Raw genomic sequence first — 20,649 nt, forward strand, 5'->3', positions numbered from 1 at the left:
GTAGAGCAAACTGTCTTAGAATTTCATAGTTTCTAGTTCTAGGAGCAGTAATGCTTCTGCATCTTCTTCTGAAAGCTGTTCGATTTCTGCTGCAGTCATAGTTTGCTGATGATGATTGTTCTGTGAAACTGTTTGTAAATTGTCATCGTCAGTTTCTTCAGGAAACATCTCACTGTTCAAATACGCAGCAAGAGCATTGAGAGTTGGATAGTCAAAGATGAGTGTGGAAGAAAGGGAGTGCCCTAAAGAAGCTTGGAGACGGTTCCTTAATTCCATCGAAGTCAGAGAATCCATGCCAAGGTCAAAGAAACCTTGATGCGCTTCCAATCGATGGGATGAAGTTAGACCCAAAACTTTGGTAACTAAGTCTTGAATGTGAGCAAGTAAAAGTTCTTGGCGATCGTGGGAAGAAACTTGCTTTAATTTCAGCAAAAACTCAAGTTTTGGTACTGTTAGTTGCTCGGTGTTGACCTGTACTCGCTCAGGAGTTAACTCGGTGAGAAGGGGTGGAGCGGTCTCAGGTGTAAATTGCTGCATGAACTGCGCCCAGTTGACGGGTATCACCCCAACTTGGGCAGAGGGCTGTTGGAGTAACTGCTCCAGCACTTGTAATCCTTGCTTTGGTGCAATGGTATCCATCCCCATTGCAGCTAAACGGTTTTGGTTGAGACTGTCTAAGCCAGCCGCCATCCCCATATTTGCCCAAAAGCTCCAATTGATACTCAAACCTGGTAGCCCCTGTGCTCGACGATGATGGGCAAGTGCATCCAAAAAGGCATTGGCTGCTGCATAATTTCCTTGTCCGGGTGAGCCAAGCAATGAGGCGACTGACGAGAACATCACAAAGTAGTCTAAAGGCAAGTTTTGTGTCAGAAGGTGCAGGTTCCAAGCTCCTTCAACCTTCGGAGCCATCACTTTGTGAAAGCGTTCCCACTCCTGTTGGCGGAGTACCCCATCGTCAAGGATACCAGCTGCGTGAATGACTCCTCGCAGTGGCGGCATTGATTCACTGATTTCCCCAAGGATTCTCGCAACATCTTTCTGTTGAGAGACATCTCCCTTTGCAACCAAAACTTTGGCACCTAAACGTTCTAACTCGTTCAAAGCTTCGCGGGTAGAATCAGAAGCACCACTGCGTCCTACCAGCACTAAGTGCCGTGCGCCTTGCTGCACCATCCACCCAGCAAGCTGAAGTCCGAGACTGCCTAAACCACCAGTAATTAGGTAAGTGGCGTCTTGGCGCAAAGATAATGGTTTTGCTGCTTTCTTGCTATGGCTGCTGGGAACTAGACGGGCAACATAACGCTGCTCGCCTCGAAAAACTATATGATCTTCTTTATCGGGCTGTGACATTTCTGCAAACAGCAAGGAAGCTGCCTTAGCAGAGGTGCTTGCCTCCAAATCTACCATTCCTCCCCAAATTTCGGGATGTTCTAGGGCGATAACACGACCTAGCCCCCACAAGGTGGAGTGGGCGACGCCCGGTGAAGTTGTTCGCGATTCCACTGGTTGAGCACCCCTTGTGGTTAACCAAAGCCGAGGAGATGCTGATTTATCATCAACTTTGGCTAGCTCCTGCACTAGATACAACACACTTTGAGAGCCTAAGGTCTGAGCAACTTTGAGAGAATCTACTGTCATCGCTTCTTCTAAAGAGCTATCCAATCCCCATAAGTGAACTACTCCACGTAACGGGGCTTTATTTCTCTTCAAGACCTCGTTAAACAGTTTCTGAAAATCTTGTGTAGAATCGGGGTTGATTTTGTAGTGTCCTTCCTCTGAAACCTCATAGGCTTCACCGGCAAAGACCATGAAACAATTGTCGCCTTGGTTCTTCAGTAGTTCTGCTACCTCTGCTGCTGTCCCTTCTCGGTCGGCAAAGAGCAACCAGTTACCCGGATGGTTTGCTTGGTGCTGCAAGTTGGACTCACGCGCCTGAGGTCGCCATTCTACTTCATAAAGCCAATGACTCAGGTTTTTTTGAGCAAATTGTAGGAGCATCTCACGCTTTGCACGCTTGACGTGGAAACCCTCTATCTCTGCTATAACCTGTCCCGCATCATCAAACAGCCACAGATCCCCTGTGAGGGTTTCTTGATTTAAACCATCCTTGCGCCGTATCTGACCGTGAATCCACAGTTGAGTATCAGCGCGATGATAAAGCCGCAAATTGTCCAAACCTACCGGTAGATAAGTATTTTCTTCACCTTCGCCAGCCAAGGCTGCAAACAAAAGCTGGAAACCAGAGTCCATCAACACTGGATGCAGATGATAGGCTGTTGCTTCTGATACTAATGCCTCAGGAAGTCGAATTCGCCCCAAAACCTCTCCATCGTACCGCCAGAGTTGTTCAATTCCCTGAAAGCTCGGTCCATACTCCAGTCCCCGCTCTTGCAGCTGTTGATAGTAGGTTCTAACTGATACCTGTTCTTGAATACGTGCTTGCAGGTCTTTCAGAGAAACGGATGTTTGCACCAAATTTGATTGCCCAGCATTGACTTTTCCCGCAGCATGCTGTGTCCAATTATTGGCGTCATTTGCTCCCTCGGCTTCAACGCTCACTATACGAAAAGACGTTTGCCCATCACCTAAGGGTGTTAGTATTAACTGTACAACGCGACTGCTATTTTCTGGCAAGATGAGCGGTTCTTGAATTGATACTTCTTGTAGGCAGTACGGTTCTAACCCAAGAGCTGCTGCCGCCCCGGCTAAGGCTATTTCTAAATAACCCGCTCCTGGCAGCACTACCATACCATACACCTGATGACCGACTAGGAAAGGTTGCAAATCAACACTTAACTCGGACTCGAATAAGGTTTCCTTAAGTGGCGATCGCAGGCGTTGACCGAGCAGGGGATGTAACGATGTATCCCTAGTTTGCAAAACTGGCAACGGATTTTTCCGTTCAAACCAATATCTTTGGCGTTGCCAAGGGTAGGAAGGTAGACTAACAACCGAGCCTGCAGATGGATACAGCTGCTGCCAGTTCACTGAAAATCCTTGAGTGTAAAGGTTTCCTAGAGCACTCAGTAACGTAGCTCGTTCTGGTTGTCCCCGTCGCAGAGAGTGCAGGACTGTACCTTCTTTATTCAGATGACCGAGACACTGGGAAATATAACCTGAAAGTACCGGGTGCGGGCTAACTTCTATAAAGATTGTTTGACCTGCGTTCACCAGTTCCTCAATCGCTCTTGCAAAGCGGACGGGTTGTTCTAAATTTCGACCCCAGTAAAGCGCATCTAAATCTGCACCGTGACTCTTCTGACCGGTAACGGTGGAGAAGAAAGGAATCGTTTCTTTTTGTGGTTGAAGTTGTTGCAGCCGTTGTACTAGTTCCGTAGCAAAGGGAGACATCTGCGGGCTGTGAAATGCATAATTCACAGGTAACAGCTTGCAGAAAACTTGTGGTTGCTCTTGCTCGAGTAACTTGAGCACTGATTCGACCGCGAATGGTTCTCCTGAGATGACAGTGGAAGTCGGACTGTTCATTGCTGCGATCGTAAGACGGTCTTCGTATCCAGACAACAAACGCTCTGTCTCTTTTGCTGGGAGTTCGATCGCCGCCATTTTGCCGTTACCAGTTGCTTGTTGCATCAAGCGTCCTCGATGGCAAATCAAGTACGCTGCATCTGCTAAGGTTAAAGCACCAGAGATATGGGCTGCTGCAACTTCTCCCAAGCTGTGACCTACAACTGCATCTGGGTCAATACCCCAAGAACGCCACACCCGAGCAAGTGCTACTTGCAGTGCAAAAATAGCTGGTTGGGCAAACTCTGTTTCTTGCAAGCGGGATTGGGACGCATCTTCCTCGGTCAGTTCTTCTAACACAGACCAACCAGTATGCGATTTGATGAGTTCATCGCACTCCTCTATAGCCGAGCGAAACACTGGTTCCTGTTCTAGTAACTCCCGTCCCATAGCCCACCATTGAGGACCTTGACCGGAAAAAACGAAAGCTAACTTCGGGCGGCGACGGCGGTTTTTCCGACCAACGGACAGGTTAACGTCTGCATTGCCTTGTATAAAATTTTGTAAACTTTCCTTGACCTGTGCGGGAGAGTTAACGACAACTGCTAAACGGTGTTCGTGGTGCGTGCGCCGAACACTGGCTGTGTAGCAAATATCTTGCAATGCAGCAGCATCAAATTCTTGAGATCCTAGAAAGCTTTGATAAGTTCGTGCAAGAGATTTGACAGCTTCCGGGCTATGGGCGGACAGGGGCAATAGGAGGGAGGAAGGGGGGGAGGGAGCGAGGGAGGGAGGGAGCGAGGGAGCTTCTTCAAGGACGACATGAGCATTGGTTCCAGCAAAACCAAAAGAGCTAATGCCAGCAAAGGCTGGGGTAGACCCAGTAGACCAAGGCGTCAGAGCCCGTGATACCCGTATTGGCAAAGTTTCAAAAGGAATGTAGGGATTGGGCTTGTGAAAATGCAAATTTGGTGGTATGAGTTTGTTTTGAAGCGATAGTGCAACTTTAATTAAACCAGCAATCCCAGAAGCTGCCTCTAGATGCCCAATATTGCTTTTCACTGAACCTACAGTGCAGTAGCTCTCAGGCGGACGCTCTTTAGCAAGCACATTTCCCAGCGCCATCGCTTCAATTGGATCGCCTAAAGGAGTTCCCGTACCGTGCAGTTCGATGTAGCTAATTTCAGCAGGTGCCACCCCGCTTTTCTCCAATGCTTGACGAATGAGTGCTTCCTGAGCAGGACCGTAAGGCACAGTCAATCCCTTGCTGCGACCATCGTGGTTAATAGCACTACCTCGAATCAGCGCATAAATCCGGTCTTTGTCTGCTAAAGCTTGTGATAAAGGTTTGAGAACAACAAAACCTACTCCCTCACTCCGAACATAGCCGTTTGCTTCGGCATCAAAGGTTTTGCAGCGACCATCGGGAGACAACGCTTTCAGCTTGGTCAGACCAATGTTACCAGTGGGTGAAACGATGACGTTCACGCCACCAGCCAAAGCCATGGTTGCATCTTTGTTCCATAGATTTTGGCAGGCGAGGTGAACGGCAACGAGTGAGGAAGAGCAAGCAGTATCAATTGCCATGCTCGGTCCCCTCAAATTAAATTGGTAAGAAATACGACCAGCTGCAATGCTCAGTACGTTACCCGTTAAATCATAACCTTGAGGTCGCTGAGAATATTCCTCCCCCTGAATGAGAGTGTAATCGTTTGTGGAAATGCCAACAAACACACCAGTTTGCGAGCCAGACAACTGTTCTTGTACCTGTCCGGCATCTTCCAATGCCTCCCAAGCCACCTCTAGTAAGAGTCGTTGCTGGGGGTCCATAGAAACCGCTTCTCGTGGTGAAATTCCAAAAAATTGAGGGTCAAACTGGTCTACCTGCGGCAAAAAGCCACCGCAGCGCGAGTTCATTTTACCGGAAATTTCTGGGTCTCGGTCATAAAATTGGCGGATATCCCAGCGACTCGAGGGTATTTCTGTAATAGCATCGACTCCATCGCGCAGAAGTTGCCAAAAAGCTTCTGGATTATCTGCACCCGGAAATCGGCAGCTAATGCCTATAATTGCAATTGGTTCCATTTTTGTTAATATCTTAATTAGATGAGTCTTGAAAACATAAGTCTTTCATAAAACGAACTTTGCTTCCTGTGGCTTTTGTCCTCTTAGCGTCTATGCTTCCTTCGTTGCCAAGCTCAGCAAGAAGCTCGCTCTCTGCGATCGCGACCCAAAATATTTAAATAACCACGAAGACGCCTGTAGCCCTGCGGGGATAGCCTACGGCAACGGGAAGCGTCCCCGCTAGGTGAAGGTCGCTAAGAAATATTCAACTGTCACTTTGAAAAATCCAGCAAAGTTCTGATGACTGACATCTTGCACCTTCTCAATAACGGAGTGTGCGGCATAGCCCTACCTACTGAATAATAAGCTTTTTGGGCTTTCATTTTTGCAAGAAGGCGATGGTGCAAGATATAAGATGACAGACTGCTCATTTATTCAGCTAACCGCTCGGAAAGTTCTGCAATAGTTGGATAATTGAAAATCAAGGTGGGATTCAGTTTGCTTCCCAACCACTTTTCCAGTTTTCCAAGTAGAATCATCGTCTCGGCAGAATTCAGGTCGTAGTTATCAAATGGTTCATTCACATCGATTTCATCTTGTGGAAGTTCAAGTCTTTCAGCAAACTCATTGACCAACCAAGATTGAATTGTTTCTGCGGTTTGAGACTGGGTATTTGAAATAGCCATGCACCGATTCCTTTAAATATGAGTTGACGTTGAAGTTTATTAAGTGATATTCCTGAGGCTAAGTCTTAAAGGTTGATTTTTGATGCTTTGTAAAAATAATCAACCGTTATTAATTTCTTCACTTCGAGAAAGTAGAATTACGCGAAATTTACAAAACTTTATATAAAATTGGAGAACTTGGGGTTCCCACGAAGTGGGGATGAGGGACATAGGAATTGGCTATCATTCTTTCCCCACTCCCTTAGAAACATACCACTACAACTCTCTACTCCCCAGAAACTGGGTGGTAGTAGCTGAAGTGGGCTGGTAACTGCAAGCCTTGCAGTTTCAAACTTTGCAATCGGTATAAATAAGCGGCTCCGGTCATTATATGATAGGCAACATCTGCTACGTGCCGTGCTTCTGGGGCGGCTAGGTAAGTTCCTTGAACCCATTCATTGAAGGCACCGATTGCAGGTCCGCACCAAATTTGATAATCCATCTCCCGGTTGTTTTCCCCAGAACTAGCCCATCGGGAGGACAACCCCAGATACCACCGGAAAATAAGAGCCATTTTCCGCTTGGGATTGTTGTTTGCCCTGGTGATTTGCTCTGGATCTCGTTCGGTGAAAAAGGCAACCGTATCTTGCCAAACTGCTTCCAAGCTTCTTCTAAAGATTTGTTCTTCTAATTTTTGTCTTTCTTCAGTGGGAATTTCGTCAATTGAATTATAGTTTCTATAAAGGTCGTATAACTTTTGTGCCCGCATTGGGAAAAGAGTACCGCGTTTGAGCAGTTGGACTTTCACTCCCATTTCAAACATATCGGCACATGGAGCCATAGTGACATCTGCTATGCCAGCTTGAGCTAACAAACGTTTTGTATGGGCAGAGGTTCCAGCTTCGACGCAGGCTTGATTAACAGACCCCGTCACCACATAACTAGCGCCCATCATAAAGGCAGCTAATGCTGATTCTGGTGTTCCAATACCTCCTCCTGCACCAACCCTAACCTGTTTTTGGTAGCAGTACTTTTGCTGCATCCGATCTCGCAAAGAGATGATAGAAGGAAGCAGACAAACCAAGGGACGATTGTCTGTATGACCACCTGAATCGGCTTCCACCGTGATGTCATCAGCCATCGGAACTTTTTGAGCTAAAGTAGCTTGTAACTCTGTAATCAGTTGTTCTTCAACCAACTGCTTGAGAATTTTTGCTGGCGCTGGCTGTAAAAACTGCGAGGCAACTTCTGGGCGAGAAATTTTGGCAATGATTTTGTTTTTTATCTCAATTTGACCGAGTGCATTGACACTCAAACCTGCCGCCCGGTAACGCACAATATGGGGTGTCAAATCCATAAATGCAGAAGCTTCTACAGTCCTCACACCATATTTGAGGTACAAATCCACAGCCCGCCTTTCCAAGGCTTCTTCGCTGGGGCTGTGAATGAGGTTAAATGCGTAAGGTCCATTAGGAAGGGCTTGCTGGATTTGCTTAATAGCTGCTTCAACTCGCGACGGAACCAAGCCAGCAGCGCCAAAACTAGCCAGAAAGCCTGCTTTCCCAAGGGCTATGACTAATTCTGCTGACGCAATGCCACCTGCCATGGCACCAGCCGCATAAGCATATTTGACCCCGTGAAAATCTAAGAAGTTGCGATCGCCTAAGTGTTGAGGTAGCATTGGTGGGGCAACCATCAAAATCTCTATCAACCCACCTTGACTGTTGTCAAAATCGTAGGAACAACCGTGGTTGGCAATACCAATTCGATCTCGATCTTTAAGGATGTAACAAGGTTGATGCAAATTCAGAAGTCGAGCCTTGATTCCGATTTCATCAAAGGAAATTAAATCTAAATAACCTTTCCAAGCTTTGTTTTTATCGTTGAAATAGCTTGTCACATTACCGCCACTCTCGATGAGAGATGTAGGCAGATTTTGTGCTTTTTTTCCATTACCATTGCCATTAGTTAACATCTTGAAACCCCTATGATTCTAATAAAGAAATTGCTATGTCTTTAACTTCGTAAATTCTCATGTTGTCTTTCCACAAACTTGCATCACCAACAATGATGACTCGTTCGTTATTAACATCAATCTTTGAGATATGAACCTCAAAATACATTTTGTGATTTTCAGGAGTAACCTGACCGCGATACTTCCAGGTCATCTCATGGTTAAATACTTGTCCGAATCGAGGAGATTTAAACTGTCTTCCCAAGTCAAGCTGTAATGCATAAACTTGCATTGCTTGCAAGATAGCTTCAATACCTAACGACCCCGGCATAACAGGGTCTTGATAAAAGTGATAGGGGAAATACCAGTCTGTTGGGCTAATATCCTTACTGCCATAGATGTAACCTTGTTGGTATTTTCCGCCTGCTTCAACAATCAACACTTCATCGAGAAAATTTAACTGCCCGTGAGCTAGATGGTAGTATGGTTTACTAAGTGGAGCTTGATAGAATTTCTCCTGAAAGAGGGGATTTTTGAGATTGATAGCGATCGCTGATAAATACTCATTCTTGTCATCCTCATACCAAGGACGTACAACTTTTCCTCCATCCAATCCTACTTGATTAGCCAGCATTTGGTCGCTAAAATAGCCAAACACCATCTCACTTTGATAAAAAAGTTCGCCATCGCACAATAACTGAAAATCAAACTTTTGAATGATTGCTCCTTGGACTACAGTTGATGATTTTAAATGCACCTTGTCGGTAATAGTCTTACCACGTACATCCACATCCCTCAGAATTGTGCCTTTACCATCAAGATTGCGAAAATGAAGATTTTCCTCTGGCAATAATAAAGGGGCTCCAAGGTAAACACCCAAGAAAATACAAGGCTGACCGGCTATTTCAATATACGTACAGTAGGGCAAATAAGGATAAGAATTATGACGGAAAAACCAGGCTTCTGGAGAAACATCGTATTCAGTCACCAGATTGGCAGTTTTTGTCAAATCGTGTCGTTTGCCCTCAAATTCCAGAATACGGCTGACCAAACATAAATCTCTGTTTGGCAGACACACCGAACGACGATTGTCATAAATTTGATATTCTGGACCCAAACAGGTAGCAACAGCACCTTTAGTCAGTTCTTGAACTTGTGATTCATTAAATAAAACTGGTTTTTGAAGCAAATTTTGTTTTACCAATAATGTTTGTTCTGGCTTTTCAGATAATTGCCACCCCAAGTTTTGAGCGGTAGCAATTGTTTTGTCCCCAAAGATAATATCGACGTTACATATAACGAAAGGTGTTGGGGACAGACTGATTTCCATAACTTCCAATCGGTAGATCAATTTTCCGGAAGTCGGAGTCACTTGTCCGCGAAAACGCGACACTTGAGGACGCTGGGAAATTGGTTGAAACCGAGCATCTAAAGTACACTTTTGCAGTCCCAAGAAAAGAGTGTAAAATTGCAATACCTGCGAACTCCCTTCAATCATCAGGCTACCGGGCATGGTAGGGTCATTTTTGAAGTGACAGAGAAAATACCAATCCTTTGGCTCTACAGTTTTTTCAGCAATGACTAGACCCAATCCTGCAACACCTCCTTTGGGATCGACAGATATCACGCGATCGACCATTGTCAGCATCTTTGAGGGTAACCGGAGTGACGGATTCAAACCATTTTGTTCGTAATTATCTCCAAAGCAAGCAGCAATATTACCCTGGCTTAAGTGAAGTAAATCGTCCTTCTCAAAAGTAGATTTTTGGCACAACAGTAATGGTTGAAAAGATTTCTTTTGAATGCGGCTTCTTTCTTTCTCTTCACGCTCGGTAACAATAATACCTTGACCTTGCTCAAGCTCCTCCTCAGAAAATAGCCCAGCACAGCCTCCAGAAATTTTTATAATCTGTTTATCCCCAACAAAACAATCTGCGTGAAAAAAGACAATTAAGTTGCTTGTCGTCCTTACATAAGAATCAATTTTGATATCATAACGAAGTGTTTTTACTTCTTGAGGCGGCTCACATAGAAATGTAGCAGTAAGATCTAGTAAGCGAAATGACCTTTTCCCTTGATTCTCAAAGTCCGTTCCTAAATAACCGAGTAAAAGTAAGATTCCCTGTCCCGCTTCTTCATAGATTCCTAAGGGAATTTGACCATCAACTGAATACCAAGCATCTTGAGGAACATCATACTCTGTTTGAATAAAACCAGTATCGTACTCACCTCGTTGACCTTCAAGTTTGGTAACTCTACTGACAAACAGATAAGGCGGAGACGGAAGGCGGACTCTTTTGGTATAGGGGTCGATACTTTCAAAGTCTTTACCCAGTACGCGTGAAACCTGTCCTTTGGCAAACTCCAGTACCTGAGATTCATCAAGAACGATATTCGATGGCTTTTCAACGGCAGAATTTTCAGAGCGTTTGGTCTCAGATGTGGTATTATTGGCGGGAATAAGCGGTAAACTATCCGGAGTGACAGTTTTAATTAGAGTTTTCTTTGTCTTAACACTCTCCAATATCGGGGAGTAAAGTGGGGATAAATCCATCGAAACCCGATGGCTGAGGAGTTGTGCCAAAACTCTGACGATCGCAGTGAAATCATCAACCCCCCTGCGATTGACGGACATGGTTATATGTTCTTTCTGTTGAAGGTTCTCAGAAATCCATCGGGAACAGGTATTCCCAGGACCCAACTCAATAAATATTCTCGCTCCATCCTCATAAACTTGGTGAACGAGTCGGGGAAAATCGACCAGCTGGGAAAATCCTTGACTAATGCTATGAGCCAGGGACTCTTTATCAAGACGAAGCAAGTCGTAGTGAGCCGAAGAATAGAAATTAATATTCTTTACATTATTAACATCTGTAGTATTAAGTTTAATTAACTCTCTATATTCAGAGACTGTCGGTTCGCAGTGCAACACCATGTCAGCTGGTGCGCGGAAGGCTTCACATTTCAAAGCTTGAATCACCCTAAGACAAGCTTGAGGTTCGCCACCGATAACAACTTCTGTAGGGGTGTTAATATTTGTCAAATAGACTTGACTTTCCCGTTCCAAGCAGGTTTTGACTGCAGATACTGGAGCCATGAGAACATAACTGTGCCATAAATCTTCGCCAGCATTTGCTTGGGATAAGCCCCAGTAATCGTGAAGTACAGTTTTAGAACCTGCTAACCGCGTTTGAAAAATGGGAGACGAATGTACAAAATTGCTAACTTCTTCGGCACTGACCCAAACATTTAAGGCGTAGAGCATACTGCTTTCGCCCATGCTATATCCAAATGCGACTTGAGGTTGCACTTGAAAATATTCTTTCATGATGAAGGTCCACAGTACAGAAAAACCCGTTCCAGAGACCTGTAATCCCAAGGTATCGCTGAGGAATTGTGTTTCGAGGTCTTCGAGTTGCCTTTTCGATAATTGGTGTAAACTTCTGGGATAAAGCTGTTTATCTCTAAAAAATTGGCTTTGATCGCAGACAAAACTGGCAACGCGATCGTAAGTTTTAGGAAACAAGTTGAAAAGTTTTCGACCCATGCCAATGTAGGAATTAAAAGCGCCTGGGTAAACAAAGGCAACAGTACCCTTTTTACCCAAGGGCTTGGCGGTAAAATAACTACCTACAGGGCTTTTCCACTCTTTGCCTTGAGCAAAAGCATCTGCGACACCCTTTCTTCCGCGCTCAATTTCCCGCAGCAATTCCTTTTTGTTATGTCCCACAATTGCTAGAGCATAGGTTGCTTGGGAATTCGAGTGAAAAGCGCTCCATATTTCGCTGGCTGTAGCAGATAAAGAGGAACTGTTTTTAATCTTCTGTTCTAGTACATCAAGTTGTTCGAGTAAAGCCGATAGCTCGTTTGCTGCAATGGGACAAAGATAACAAGCACTTTCTTGTAAAGATTTGTTGCTGCGGTTTTCTTGACTTGGGTCTTCTGATATTATGGCGTGTGAGAAATTAGCATTTTTATCCAAACTATTAATTGCAGCTACCCTCTTTGTTTGTTCTTTTGTCAATAACCACGGTCTCGACTCCGTGGGGACATAAAAAGGGCTGTTCTCCCAAATCTCTGGTTTTTTGAAACCAGACCATTGTGGAGTTGCGGGAATATAGCGATTGTAAAGGCAAAGAGCAGTTTTGATTAAGCTAGCAATTCCAGAAGCAATATAAGTGTGTCCTATGTTTGATTTGACACTGCCAATCGCGCAACTTAATTCTGCACCAGGGACGTGATAAGCTTGGAGTAAGCCGTTGATTTCAGCCTTATCTTGCTCTTCAATCCCACTGCCAAAAACTTCAAGATAACCAATGTCTGTTGGTTCAACTTCTGCTTCCTCAAAAGCCCTGTAGCAGCATTGGCGGGCTGATTCACTCGGGGTCGCAGAAGCTTTATGAGTGACAACAACAGAATCAATGACAGCATAGATGCGATCGCTATCTTGCTTAGCCTTTTCGTAGCGCTTTAACACGATCGCTCCAGCACCTTCCCCCAACATCGAACCGTTACCATTACGGTCATAACTTAAGGTTGGTTTGCCAGTATTCATGCTTGCTAGGCGATCGTACCACAAAGCAGAGTTGTTAGCCAAATTCACAGCACCTACAACAACAGCGTCTGCAGAACCAACTGTCAGAAGCATTTTTGCTATTTCCAGCGCATCAAAGACGGAATTTTCTTCAACACATACACTGAAATTCGGTCCGGAAATATTCCACAAACTAGAAATTTTATTGTAAACAAGATTTTTTTGCTGCTTGAGAAAGCTTTTGTCACTAGAATCGGAGCCAGTCTTCATTTCTAAAACGGGTTCATCTTTTATGACTGTGACAATAGCCATATTTTGCAGCAATTTACCCTTTTCATCTAAATCTGCATCCCTTAAAGCATTGTCAATAACCTTAAGCATTAACAGCTGCTGAGTGTCATATTTATCTAGATCGTGGGGTGGAATTTTGAAATAAAAGGTATCGATTTCAAAGTTTTCAATGTATGCGCCCAATGAGCTTTGTTCGCTGTCAAAATCGTTTTTTGAATGTATATTTTGCGTTGTTTGTATGTTTTGATATCGTGTATGAGGAACAGGAATAAAATGTTGATTTGCCTCATAAATACTATGCTGAAAGTTATCCAATCCATAACAGTTTCCAAAAAAACTTTCCATGCCAACAATTGCAAGCTTCACCATTATTTAGACTCCTTAAAATAGGGTTATTGGTTAGTATTTAGTGGTTGATTGTTGGTAGATAGCGAGTTACAACCAACAACTAAGGAAGTGGGCGGGAATAAACAGAATTACTTTACAAAATGTAAATATATCTGAAGCCCTTACCAATGACAAATGACTGAGACGGCCCTTACTAGTTACGTTTTTTCTTACCGACCTACTTAACAACTAACCAAAGAATTGTTTAAAAACAGATGATTGAGACGTTCGCTAGCAGTCACTTGCATATCAAAAGTCTGCATGTAGATTTGACCTTGAGAATCATACACTGTACTGCTAGCAAAGAAATTTGTCTCTTGATTTGAGGTAATTTCTAAAGAAATATAAAATTCTTTATTGAAAGGAATTTCTTGGAATTGTTCGAGCTTTTGAATTTGTAATGGCAAACTTGCTAAATTATAAAAATGCCTGACCCAAACTAAAAAACATTGAAATAAAAGATCGGATGTGTAGGGATTAAATGTTTGTACTGGGAATTGACCTTGTGTTTTGATGTCAATGTTGTCTAGTTTACACCGAGCAATCAGTCTTTCAGAAGTCATATGGAGAATTTGCTTTATTCCTTGAAAATTACGTTTATGAAATAAAGTTCCATCTTGATAAGGGAAAAGACTGAGAAGCGCTGGGTCTTGCGTGATATTTAAAGATTGAGAAGGGGTGGGGGGAACTTCCTTGATAAGTCTAACTTGAGTGCTGTAATGATAATAGGGTATTCCTTTTGGGCTTTCGCTCCAGACCAATACCTCAAAATCTATTTCCCCAGAATTTAGTTTCTGAATTTCTTTTACATCTAAAACGTATTCTGTGGCTAAACTTTGGTCGAAAATAATCCCTTTCAGAACTTTGTAGTTGCTACAACTGAAAAATGTGTAACCGGGATAGATTTGCTCGCAAGCACGAGCAATCCATGCTATACTACACATGGCGGGTAAAACAGCTTTGCCACCAAATGCATGATCGCAAACAAAAGAGTTGGCTGCTAAGGTTAATTTACGGCGAAATCGAAATGTTCGTGATTGAGAATAGAGAGGCTTGGGTGAAGCTGCGATCGCACTGCTCATAACTAGAGTTTGTGCGGTTCCGTGATGGGAAGGCTTAAGTTCATCAACTAACATTTGAGCGCCAACTTCCAGAGGAATCAGTTCCATGTTGAGTTGAGAGAAAACCTTTTTTAATTCTGGTGTCACCATACCGCCATCCCAAGGTCCCCAACCGATGGAAACAACGTGACAAGATGGATATTTCCTTTGAAGCAGATAAGCTGTTTTATTAAGAATTTCGTTAGCCAGCGCATAATCAGACTGACCTGCATTGCCGTAAAAAGCTACGAAAGAGGAAAATAAAACAATGAAATCTAATCGATTGGGTTCTACACAGTTCAGTAAATTTTCTAAGCCTTCAATTTTAGCAGCGTAAACAGTATCAAAATCTCGCTCTGTTTTGTTTTCAATGAATTTATCTGCTAAAACGCCAGCGCCATGAATAATTCCTGTAATCTGTCCGGTGCTTTGAACAACTGACGCTAGTTCTGCTTGTAAAGTAGACTTGTTGGTAATGTCTGCACTAAGGTATTTTACCTGTCCGCCAGCTTGCTGGATTGCAGAAATGGTTGTCGAAATTTCTCGTTGAGCTAGCAAGGAATTGAAGACCTTTTGGACTTTTACAGGTGTAGGCTTGTCACCTCGGCTGATGAAATCCTGCATAATGCGCTTTTTCAATTCAGCTTCCTCGAAGCACTCCCTAGCCCATGTCGGTTCGGATTCAGTCAGTTCGGAACGACCAAGCAGAATAAATTTACATTGATATTGTTCTGCTAGCTGGATCGCACATTGCGCCGTAACCCCTCTTCCTCCACCGCTAATGAGAATAACTGATGATGAATTAATTTTTGTGTTTATATTCATTGTGCTTATCCTAATGTTCTAATCCAGGGATTTGGATGGTGGGCTTCTTGCTTCAAGAAACCCAATAAGTGAACCATCGTAGAATTTATCAAAGTTAACCCCGTGGATGATTAGGCGGCGGCTGTTTCGCACGCCAGAGTCACTCTTCCCTGTAAGTTGTATCCAACTTCTAAAATTAAGGAATTTGGATCGTGCATTTCACTCAAAATGCAGTTTGCCATTGCTTCTGGGTTTAATTCAGGGCTCAGGTCAATGGCTCGGCAAAATACCTCTTCCCACTCTAGATTGAGAGTTTTTGCGAGACCGAACAAACCACCACTCAGGGCGCTGAAGTCAATTCTTGCTCCCAGTCCAAACTCACCATCAAGCCGAGCAACAGTAAGAAAACTACTACGTCCTGTTTGTGCTGCCTTGTTAAGGGATTGCTTTAGGTGTTTGGCTAAAAGAAAGACGTACTTAAGGATTGACATTTCTGATTTGGGATAAAAGAGTCTCTGTGTTTGTAACTCTTGACTGACAGGGTGTAGATGGATGAAAGAACCAATCGAACCGTAAGTGTTAGCGATCGTTGCCAGTTGCTGTTGCAGTTGCTCCTCGCTTAAATCAGTGAGTGCAATGCGGTGAACTCCTGGAGGTAGAGGTTGACGTTCTGCTATTACACTTAGAGGAAAACTTAAAACAACTACCTGCCAACCTCGTTCCATTAACATCAGAGCTAACGTATTGGTAGTAGAAGAACCGTCATCAGTGAGCAAGCAAGTACGAGACTCAGGTAAAGTAAATTCCCAAAAATCAGGTGTAGGTAGAGGCATAAGTTTGACCAGACAGCGCCGAATGTTGTGGTTTACCGGACATTGCTGTTTATCATACGTGACTAAGGCATTTTTTTTTAGTATCCGCTATCTTTTTGCCCAAGTAATTTGCAATTTTGCCGATGGTGCGATGTTCTCCCAATTCATCTGGACTTAACCTGGGTAAGTCGGGGAATTGGTTTTGCATTGCACCGATAATTTCTACCCTTTTAATTGAGTCAATACCCAAATCTGCTTCTAAATCCATTTCCATCTCTAACATTTCTGTTGGATAGCCCGTCTTGCTACTAATCGTCTCTAAGAGGGATTGGGTGATAGAAAGGTCATTGCCGGTCTCTACCGATGGTGGGGTCAAGGTGTCATTAGAGACAAATTGAGGAGATGGACTGGCTTGTGGAGTGGGGGTTGGAACATACTCAACAGGTGCTGTTACTTTTGCTGCAGGAGACTTTGCTTCTATGTCTGGCTGTGTCAATGTAGTGTCTGATGTCTTGACTGGGGTAGCCTGTGGTTGAGCAACTGGTACGGTAAAAGCCAAGGTATGGTCGGTAGCCTGCGGTTTATTGTCTCGCTCAATTGTATGAGTCACAACCGAATTAGGGTGTTCTTTAGCATCTGGTTTAGAGACTTCATTTGCAACTAAGCTAGCTTGTGGAGGGTTAGTTGATGCGATCTCTGGTGCAAACTGTACCCAGTGGGAGCTGTTATTACCTGTTAAATGCGAATTGTATTGTTGCATCAACTGGAAAAACGAGCGAGAAGATTCTGCATGGCTCTTAAGATATTGCTCGTGTACCCGCAGTACTTCTGTCTGATGAGTATAAAAATGAAGCAAGATTTTCTCTACAGTATTGTTTGTGCCTTGCATATTAGAAGAGGAAGGTTGAGTCAGAGTAGGTTGCAACATGTTTTTTGTCTCAATGATAGGTACAATGGTTTCAAAATCCGTTGAACTGTGAGTCTCTGTGAACGCGTACTGAGATGTTGTAGCAATAACTTCAGTTGGTATCGCGTCGGTGTCGAAGTTTGTAGCTTCAGACAACTTCCAAGACATCACGTCTTTATTGATAGTTATAGCTACACAGTCAGCATTGGATATTTCGGATGAAATTATCTCTGCATTAATATCTGTAGCTAAAGGAGTAGCTTCAGGCATTTGCCAAGAAATGATATCCGTGTTGACATGAGCAGCTACAGGAGTCATTTCGGGGGAACTGGACACAGCAGCAGGAGACCCTATTTTATGACCATCTCGCAAAGCTTGCTCAAAAGCTGCTTTTGTTTTCTCGCTGACATAATTACTGCCACTGAGGACTATATTCAATGGGCTGCTTTTTACAACTCCAACCGCAGAAGGCTCAAGTTGATAAGAGTCTGGATCTTGTAAAGGTAATCCAGCTACACGCAATTGCATCATTGCTTGTCGCAACTGTAAGTCCCCGTCTTTTTCCCGACTGGGATTCAAGGCTATAGCTAGATGGGGGCGACCGCCAAGGATACTCTTGACAAAATTGGTAAGAATCTGCCTCGGACCAATTTCCACAAAGCAATAGCCACCAGCAGCGTAAAGATTCTCAATTTCTTGCGTAAACCGAACTGATTTGAGAAGATGAGCTTCTAAAGTTGTTTTAATCGTTTCAGACTCGCTGGAATAAGCTTCCCCTGTGGTGTTGGAATAAACTTGGATTTTCGGGCTATTGAAGGTGACAGACTGAATAGCCTGAGAAAATGGTTTGCTGGCATGATTGACAAAACGGGAATGGAATGCTGCTGATACGGGTAGTGGAGTGACAGAATAGCCGCGTTTGGTCAGAATTTGTTGTACAACTGCGATTTCTGGTTTAGCTCCAGAAAGCACGACCTGATTTGGGGAATTGTAGTTGGCAATACTCAGATGAGACAGAGGCTTGATAATCTCCAGGATAGAATTCACATCCCCATTGACAGCCAACATGGTTCCCGCATCACAATCAGCACCATTATGTGGGCTACTCATTGCCTGACCCCTAGCTTTGATGAGGTAAAAGTAATCTGCGTCACTTAAAACCCCAGCAGCCCAAAGAGCCGTTAGTTCTCCAAAGCTGTGACCTGCAACAAAATCTGGCTTAAACCCGGCTTGTTGCAGTATCTTATATAGACCTGCACTAAAAGCGCCAATAGCTGGTTGAGCATTTTCTGTTCGCTGCAGTTTTTGAGCTTGCTCAGCTTTTTGATTGCTGTCAAATATGGGATTTGGGAAAACCACTTGAGACAGGGGTTGCAAACCATCTTGAACGAAGAGATTGTCCAGAGAGTTGTAGACTTGGCGCAGGACGGGAAAGTTAGTAGCTAATTTCATTCCCATATTTACATATTGGGAGCCCTGTCCTGGAAAGAGAGCCACTACTTTGCCTTGGAGGGACATACCCGTCTTGCGGTAGTAGACACCACGGGGATGTTCCCAAGATGCGGCTTGCAGTTGTTTTTTCAGCTGGTTAATTGCTATCTGTAACAATTCACTCGTCTCATCCTGGGATGTTGCAACAAACCCCACCCTAGCAGCAGCGACAGGAACGACAGATTTACAAGAGTTAATCAGTTGGTTGTAATACCGATTGCCAGTATCGGATTGTAACTGTGAATGTGCATTTTCACACTTTTCTAACAACTGTTCTGGACTTTCAGCCCAAATTAGGATTGACTGAGGAACAGAGTGCAAGCGATAGGCATCTTTATGTTCGCTGGTGTACTCTTCCAAAACCACATGATAATTTGTTCCACCAAAACCAAACGAACTCACTGCAGCGCGTCTTGGTGTACCGGGTTCTGTTGGCAACCAAGGTCTAGATTCCGTATTTAGGTAAAACGGAGATTCCTCAAGCTGAAACTTGGGATTCGGTTGGGTCACATTCAGAGTCGGTGGTAAAATCTTGTGGTGTAGAGATAGAGCAGCTTTGATTAAACTTGCAGCTCCTGCTGCTGCCTTTGTATGTCCTATCTGGGATTTAACACTTCCAAGGGCAATGTGCTGTTTATTGGGGTTATTTTCGCTGAAAACCTCTTTTAAGGCAGTGATTTCGCATAGGTCACCTGCTGGGGTTCCCGTACCATGAGCTTCGAGCAGACCAATACTTGCAGGGGGGACGCCTGCATCTTCATATGCACGACGCAAGGTTCTAGCTTGCCCTTCCGGACGAGGAGCGTAAATACTCTTGTATCGACCATCACTGCCAGTTCCTATTCCTTTGATAACTGCATAAATGCGATCGCCATCCCGTTCTGCATCCTCAAGACGTTTCAGCACTAACATCCCGATCCCTTCACCTATCATCATGCCATCCGACGTTACATCAAAGGGATTCAAAAAATCTTTTTTAGATGCGGCGGGCGTTTTGCTAAAACACATATAGTTGAAAGCAGAAGCATCCGCTTCAACCCCACCAGCAATCATCATGTCGCTTCGACCCTCAATCAACTCGCTCATTGCCATTTTGATGGATGTGAGCGAACTGGCGCAGGCAGCATCCACAACACAGTTCATGCCTCCCAAATCCAGACGGTTAGCAATACGTCCAGAAACTACATTAGCTAGCCAACCAGGAAAGGAATTCTCTTCCCAGCCCACATACGCCAACTTCATTTTCTCAATAATTTTTTGTGTATCTTGCTCCGACAAACCACTGCTTTTGAGAACCTTTTCCCAAACAGGATATTGCAATCGGGTAGTCAGAGGGACAATCAATTGCATACATCCCCCTACCACGCCCAGGACAACTCCAGTGCGTTCTCGACTAAAATTTCGAGATTCACCGTAACCCGCATCCTCTATCGCTGCTTTCGCAACAACAAGCGAGAGTAACTGGGCAATATCAGTCGCTTCCAGAATACTGGGAGGCAACCCAAACTCCATTGGATTAAACTCAGTGTCTGGAAGGAATCCACCTCGCTTGCAGTAGGTTTTGTCAGGGGCTTTGGGGTCTGGATCGTAGTAGTCTTTTATGTCCCAACGGGAAGGGGGAACATCCGTTATACAATCGACTTTGCCAACAATATTGTTCCAATATTCTTGCAAATTCCTAGCTTTGGGAAATAAGCAAGCCATGCCGACAATCGCAATGGGGACTTGTTGCCGTTGATAATGGGATGACTTCTCAGTTTGAGTCGTTATCTTGGTTGTTTCTTGTTTTTGGGAAGTATTTTGCTCCACTGTCATCAACTCCTGATTTACTTTATGGTTTTGATTGCTTTACAATTATCAAGGGGAACTTTAGCTAAATAATGCAGTCAATACATGTAACTAATAGGTGGTGACCGAATGAACACTTGATAAAAGTTCTTCTAAATGTCGCGATGTTCCAAGACAATTTACCCATCGAGTTAGTCCAAAACACGAGAAAAACGCCAACTTTTATTAAAGAAGTCTCAAGGATAAAAGATGAAGTCAAAACGGAGTAGCTGTACGGTCACCCTTGATAGGCGAAACCAATGACACCCTTTTGTCTTCATACTCGTTCCCTTTACGGGTGAGGTAAATTTGTACTTCTAACTTCAGTTGGTAGCTCGTGTATTA

At 44.0% G+C, this 20,649-nt stretch carries 7 protein-coding genes; all 7 read right to left on the reverse strand.

Annotation, left to right across the window (positions count from 1 at the left end; translation table 11 throughout):
• Positions 1–15: 15 nt before the first annotated feature.
• The 7 genes from ACYRY3_RS41780 to ACYRY3_RS41810 all read right to left on the reverse strand — a co-directional run bounded on the left by ACYRY3_RS41780 (position 16) and on the right by ACYRY3_RS41810 (position 20,292).
• Positions 16–5,553 (reverse strand): type I polyketide synthase, encoded by a 5,538-nt coding sequence (locus ACYRY3_RS41780; protein ID WP_460207729.1) that lies wholly within the window; start codon positions 5,551–5,553, stop codon positions 16–18.
• A 410-nt stretch (positions 5,554–5,963) separates the two neighbouring features.
• Entirely contained in the window at positions 5,964–6,218 is a 255-nt protein-coding gene (locus ACYRY3_RS41785) for an acyl carrier protein (RefSeq protein ID WP_460207730.1), read from the reverse strand.
• Positions 6,219–6,483: 265 nt separating this feature from the next.
• Positions 6,484–8,172, reverse strand: coding sequence for a PfaD family polyunsaturated fatty acid/polyketide biosynthesis protein (locus ACYRY3_RS41790; RefSeq protein WP_460207731.1), 1,689 nt, complete (start codon positions 8,170–8,172; stop codon positions 6,484–6,486).
• 10 nt (positions 8,173–8,182) lie between these two features.
• On the reverse strand, positions 8,183–13,345 hold the full coding sequence (locus ACYRY3_RS41795) for a PfaB family protein (RefSeq protein WP_460207732.1): 5,163 nt from the start codon (positions 13,343–13,345) through the stop codon (positions 8,183–8,185).
• A gap of 200 nt (positions 13,346–13,545) precedes the next feature.
• A complete protein-coding gene (locus ACYRY3_RS41800) occupies positions 13,546–15,288 on the reverse strand; it encodes an SDR family NAD(P)-dependent oxidoreductase (protein WP_460207733.1) in 1,743 nt (580 codons plus the stop codon).
• 110 nt (positions 15,289–15,398) lie between these two features.
• Entirely contained in the window at positions 15,399–16,100 is a 702-nt protein-coding gene (locus ACYRY3_RS41805; protein ID WP_460207734.1) for a Rossmann-fold NAD(P)-binding domain-containing protein, read from the reverse strand.
• A 52-nt stretch (positions 16,101–16,152) separates the two neighbouring features.
• The gene (locus ACYRY3_RS41810) at positions 16,153–20,292 is read right to left on the reverse strand and encodes a beta-ketoacyl synthase N-terminal-like domain-containing protein (protein WP_460207735.1); all 4,140 of its coding nucleotides are present in this window, start codon (positions 20,290–20,292) and stop codon (positions 16,153–16,155) included.
• Positions 20,293–20,649: the final 357 nt, after the last annotated feature.

This window comes from Scytonema sp. NUACC21, assembly GCF_054684315.1.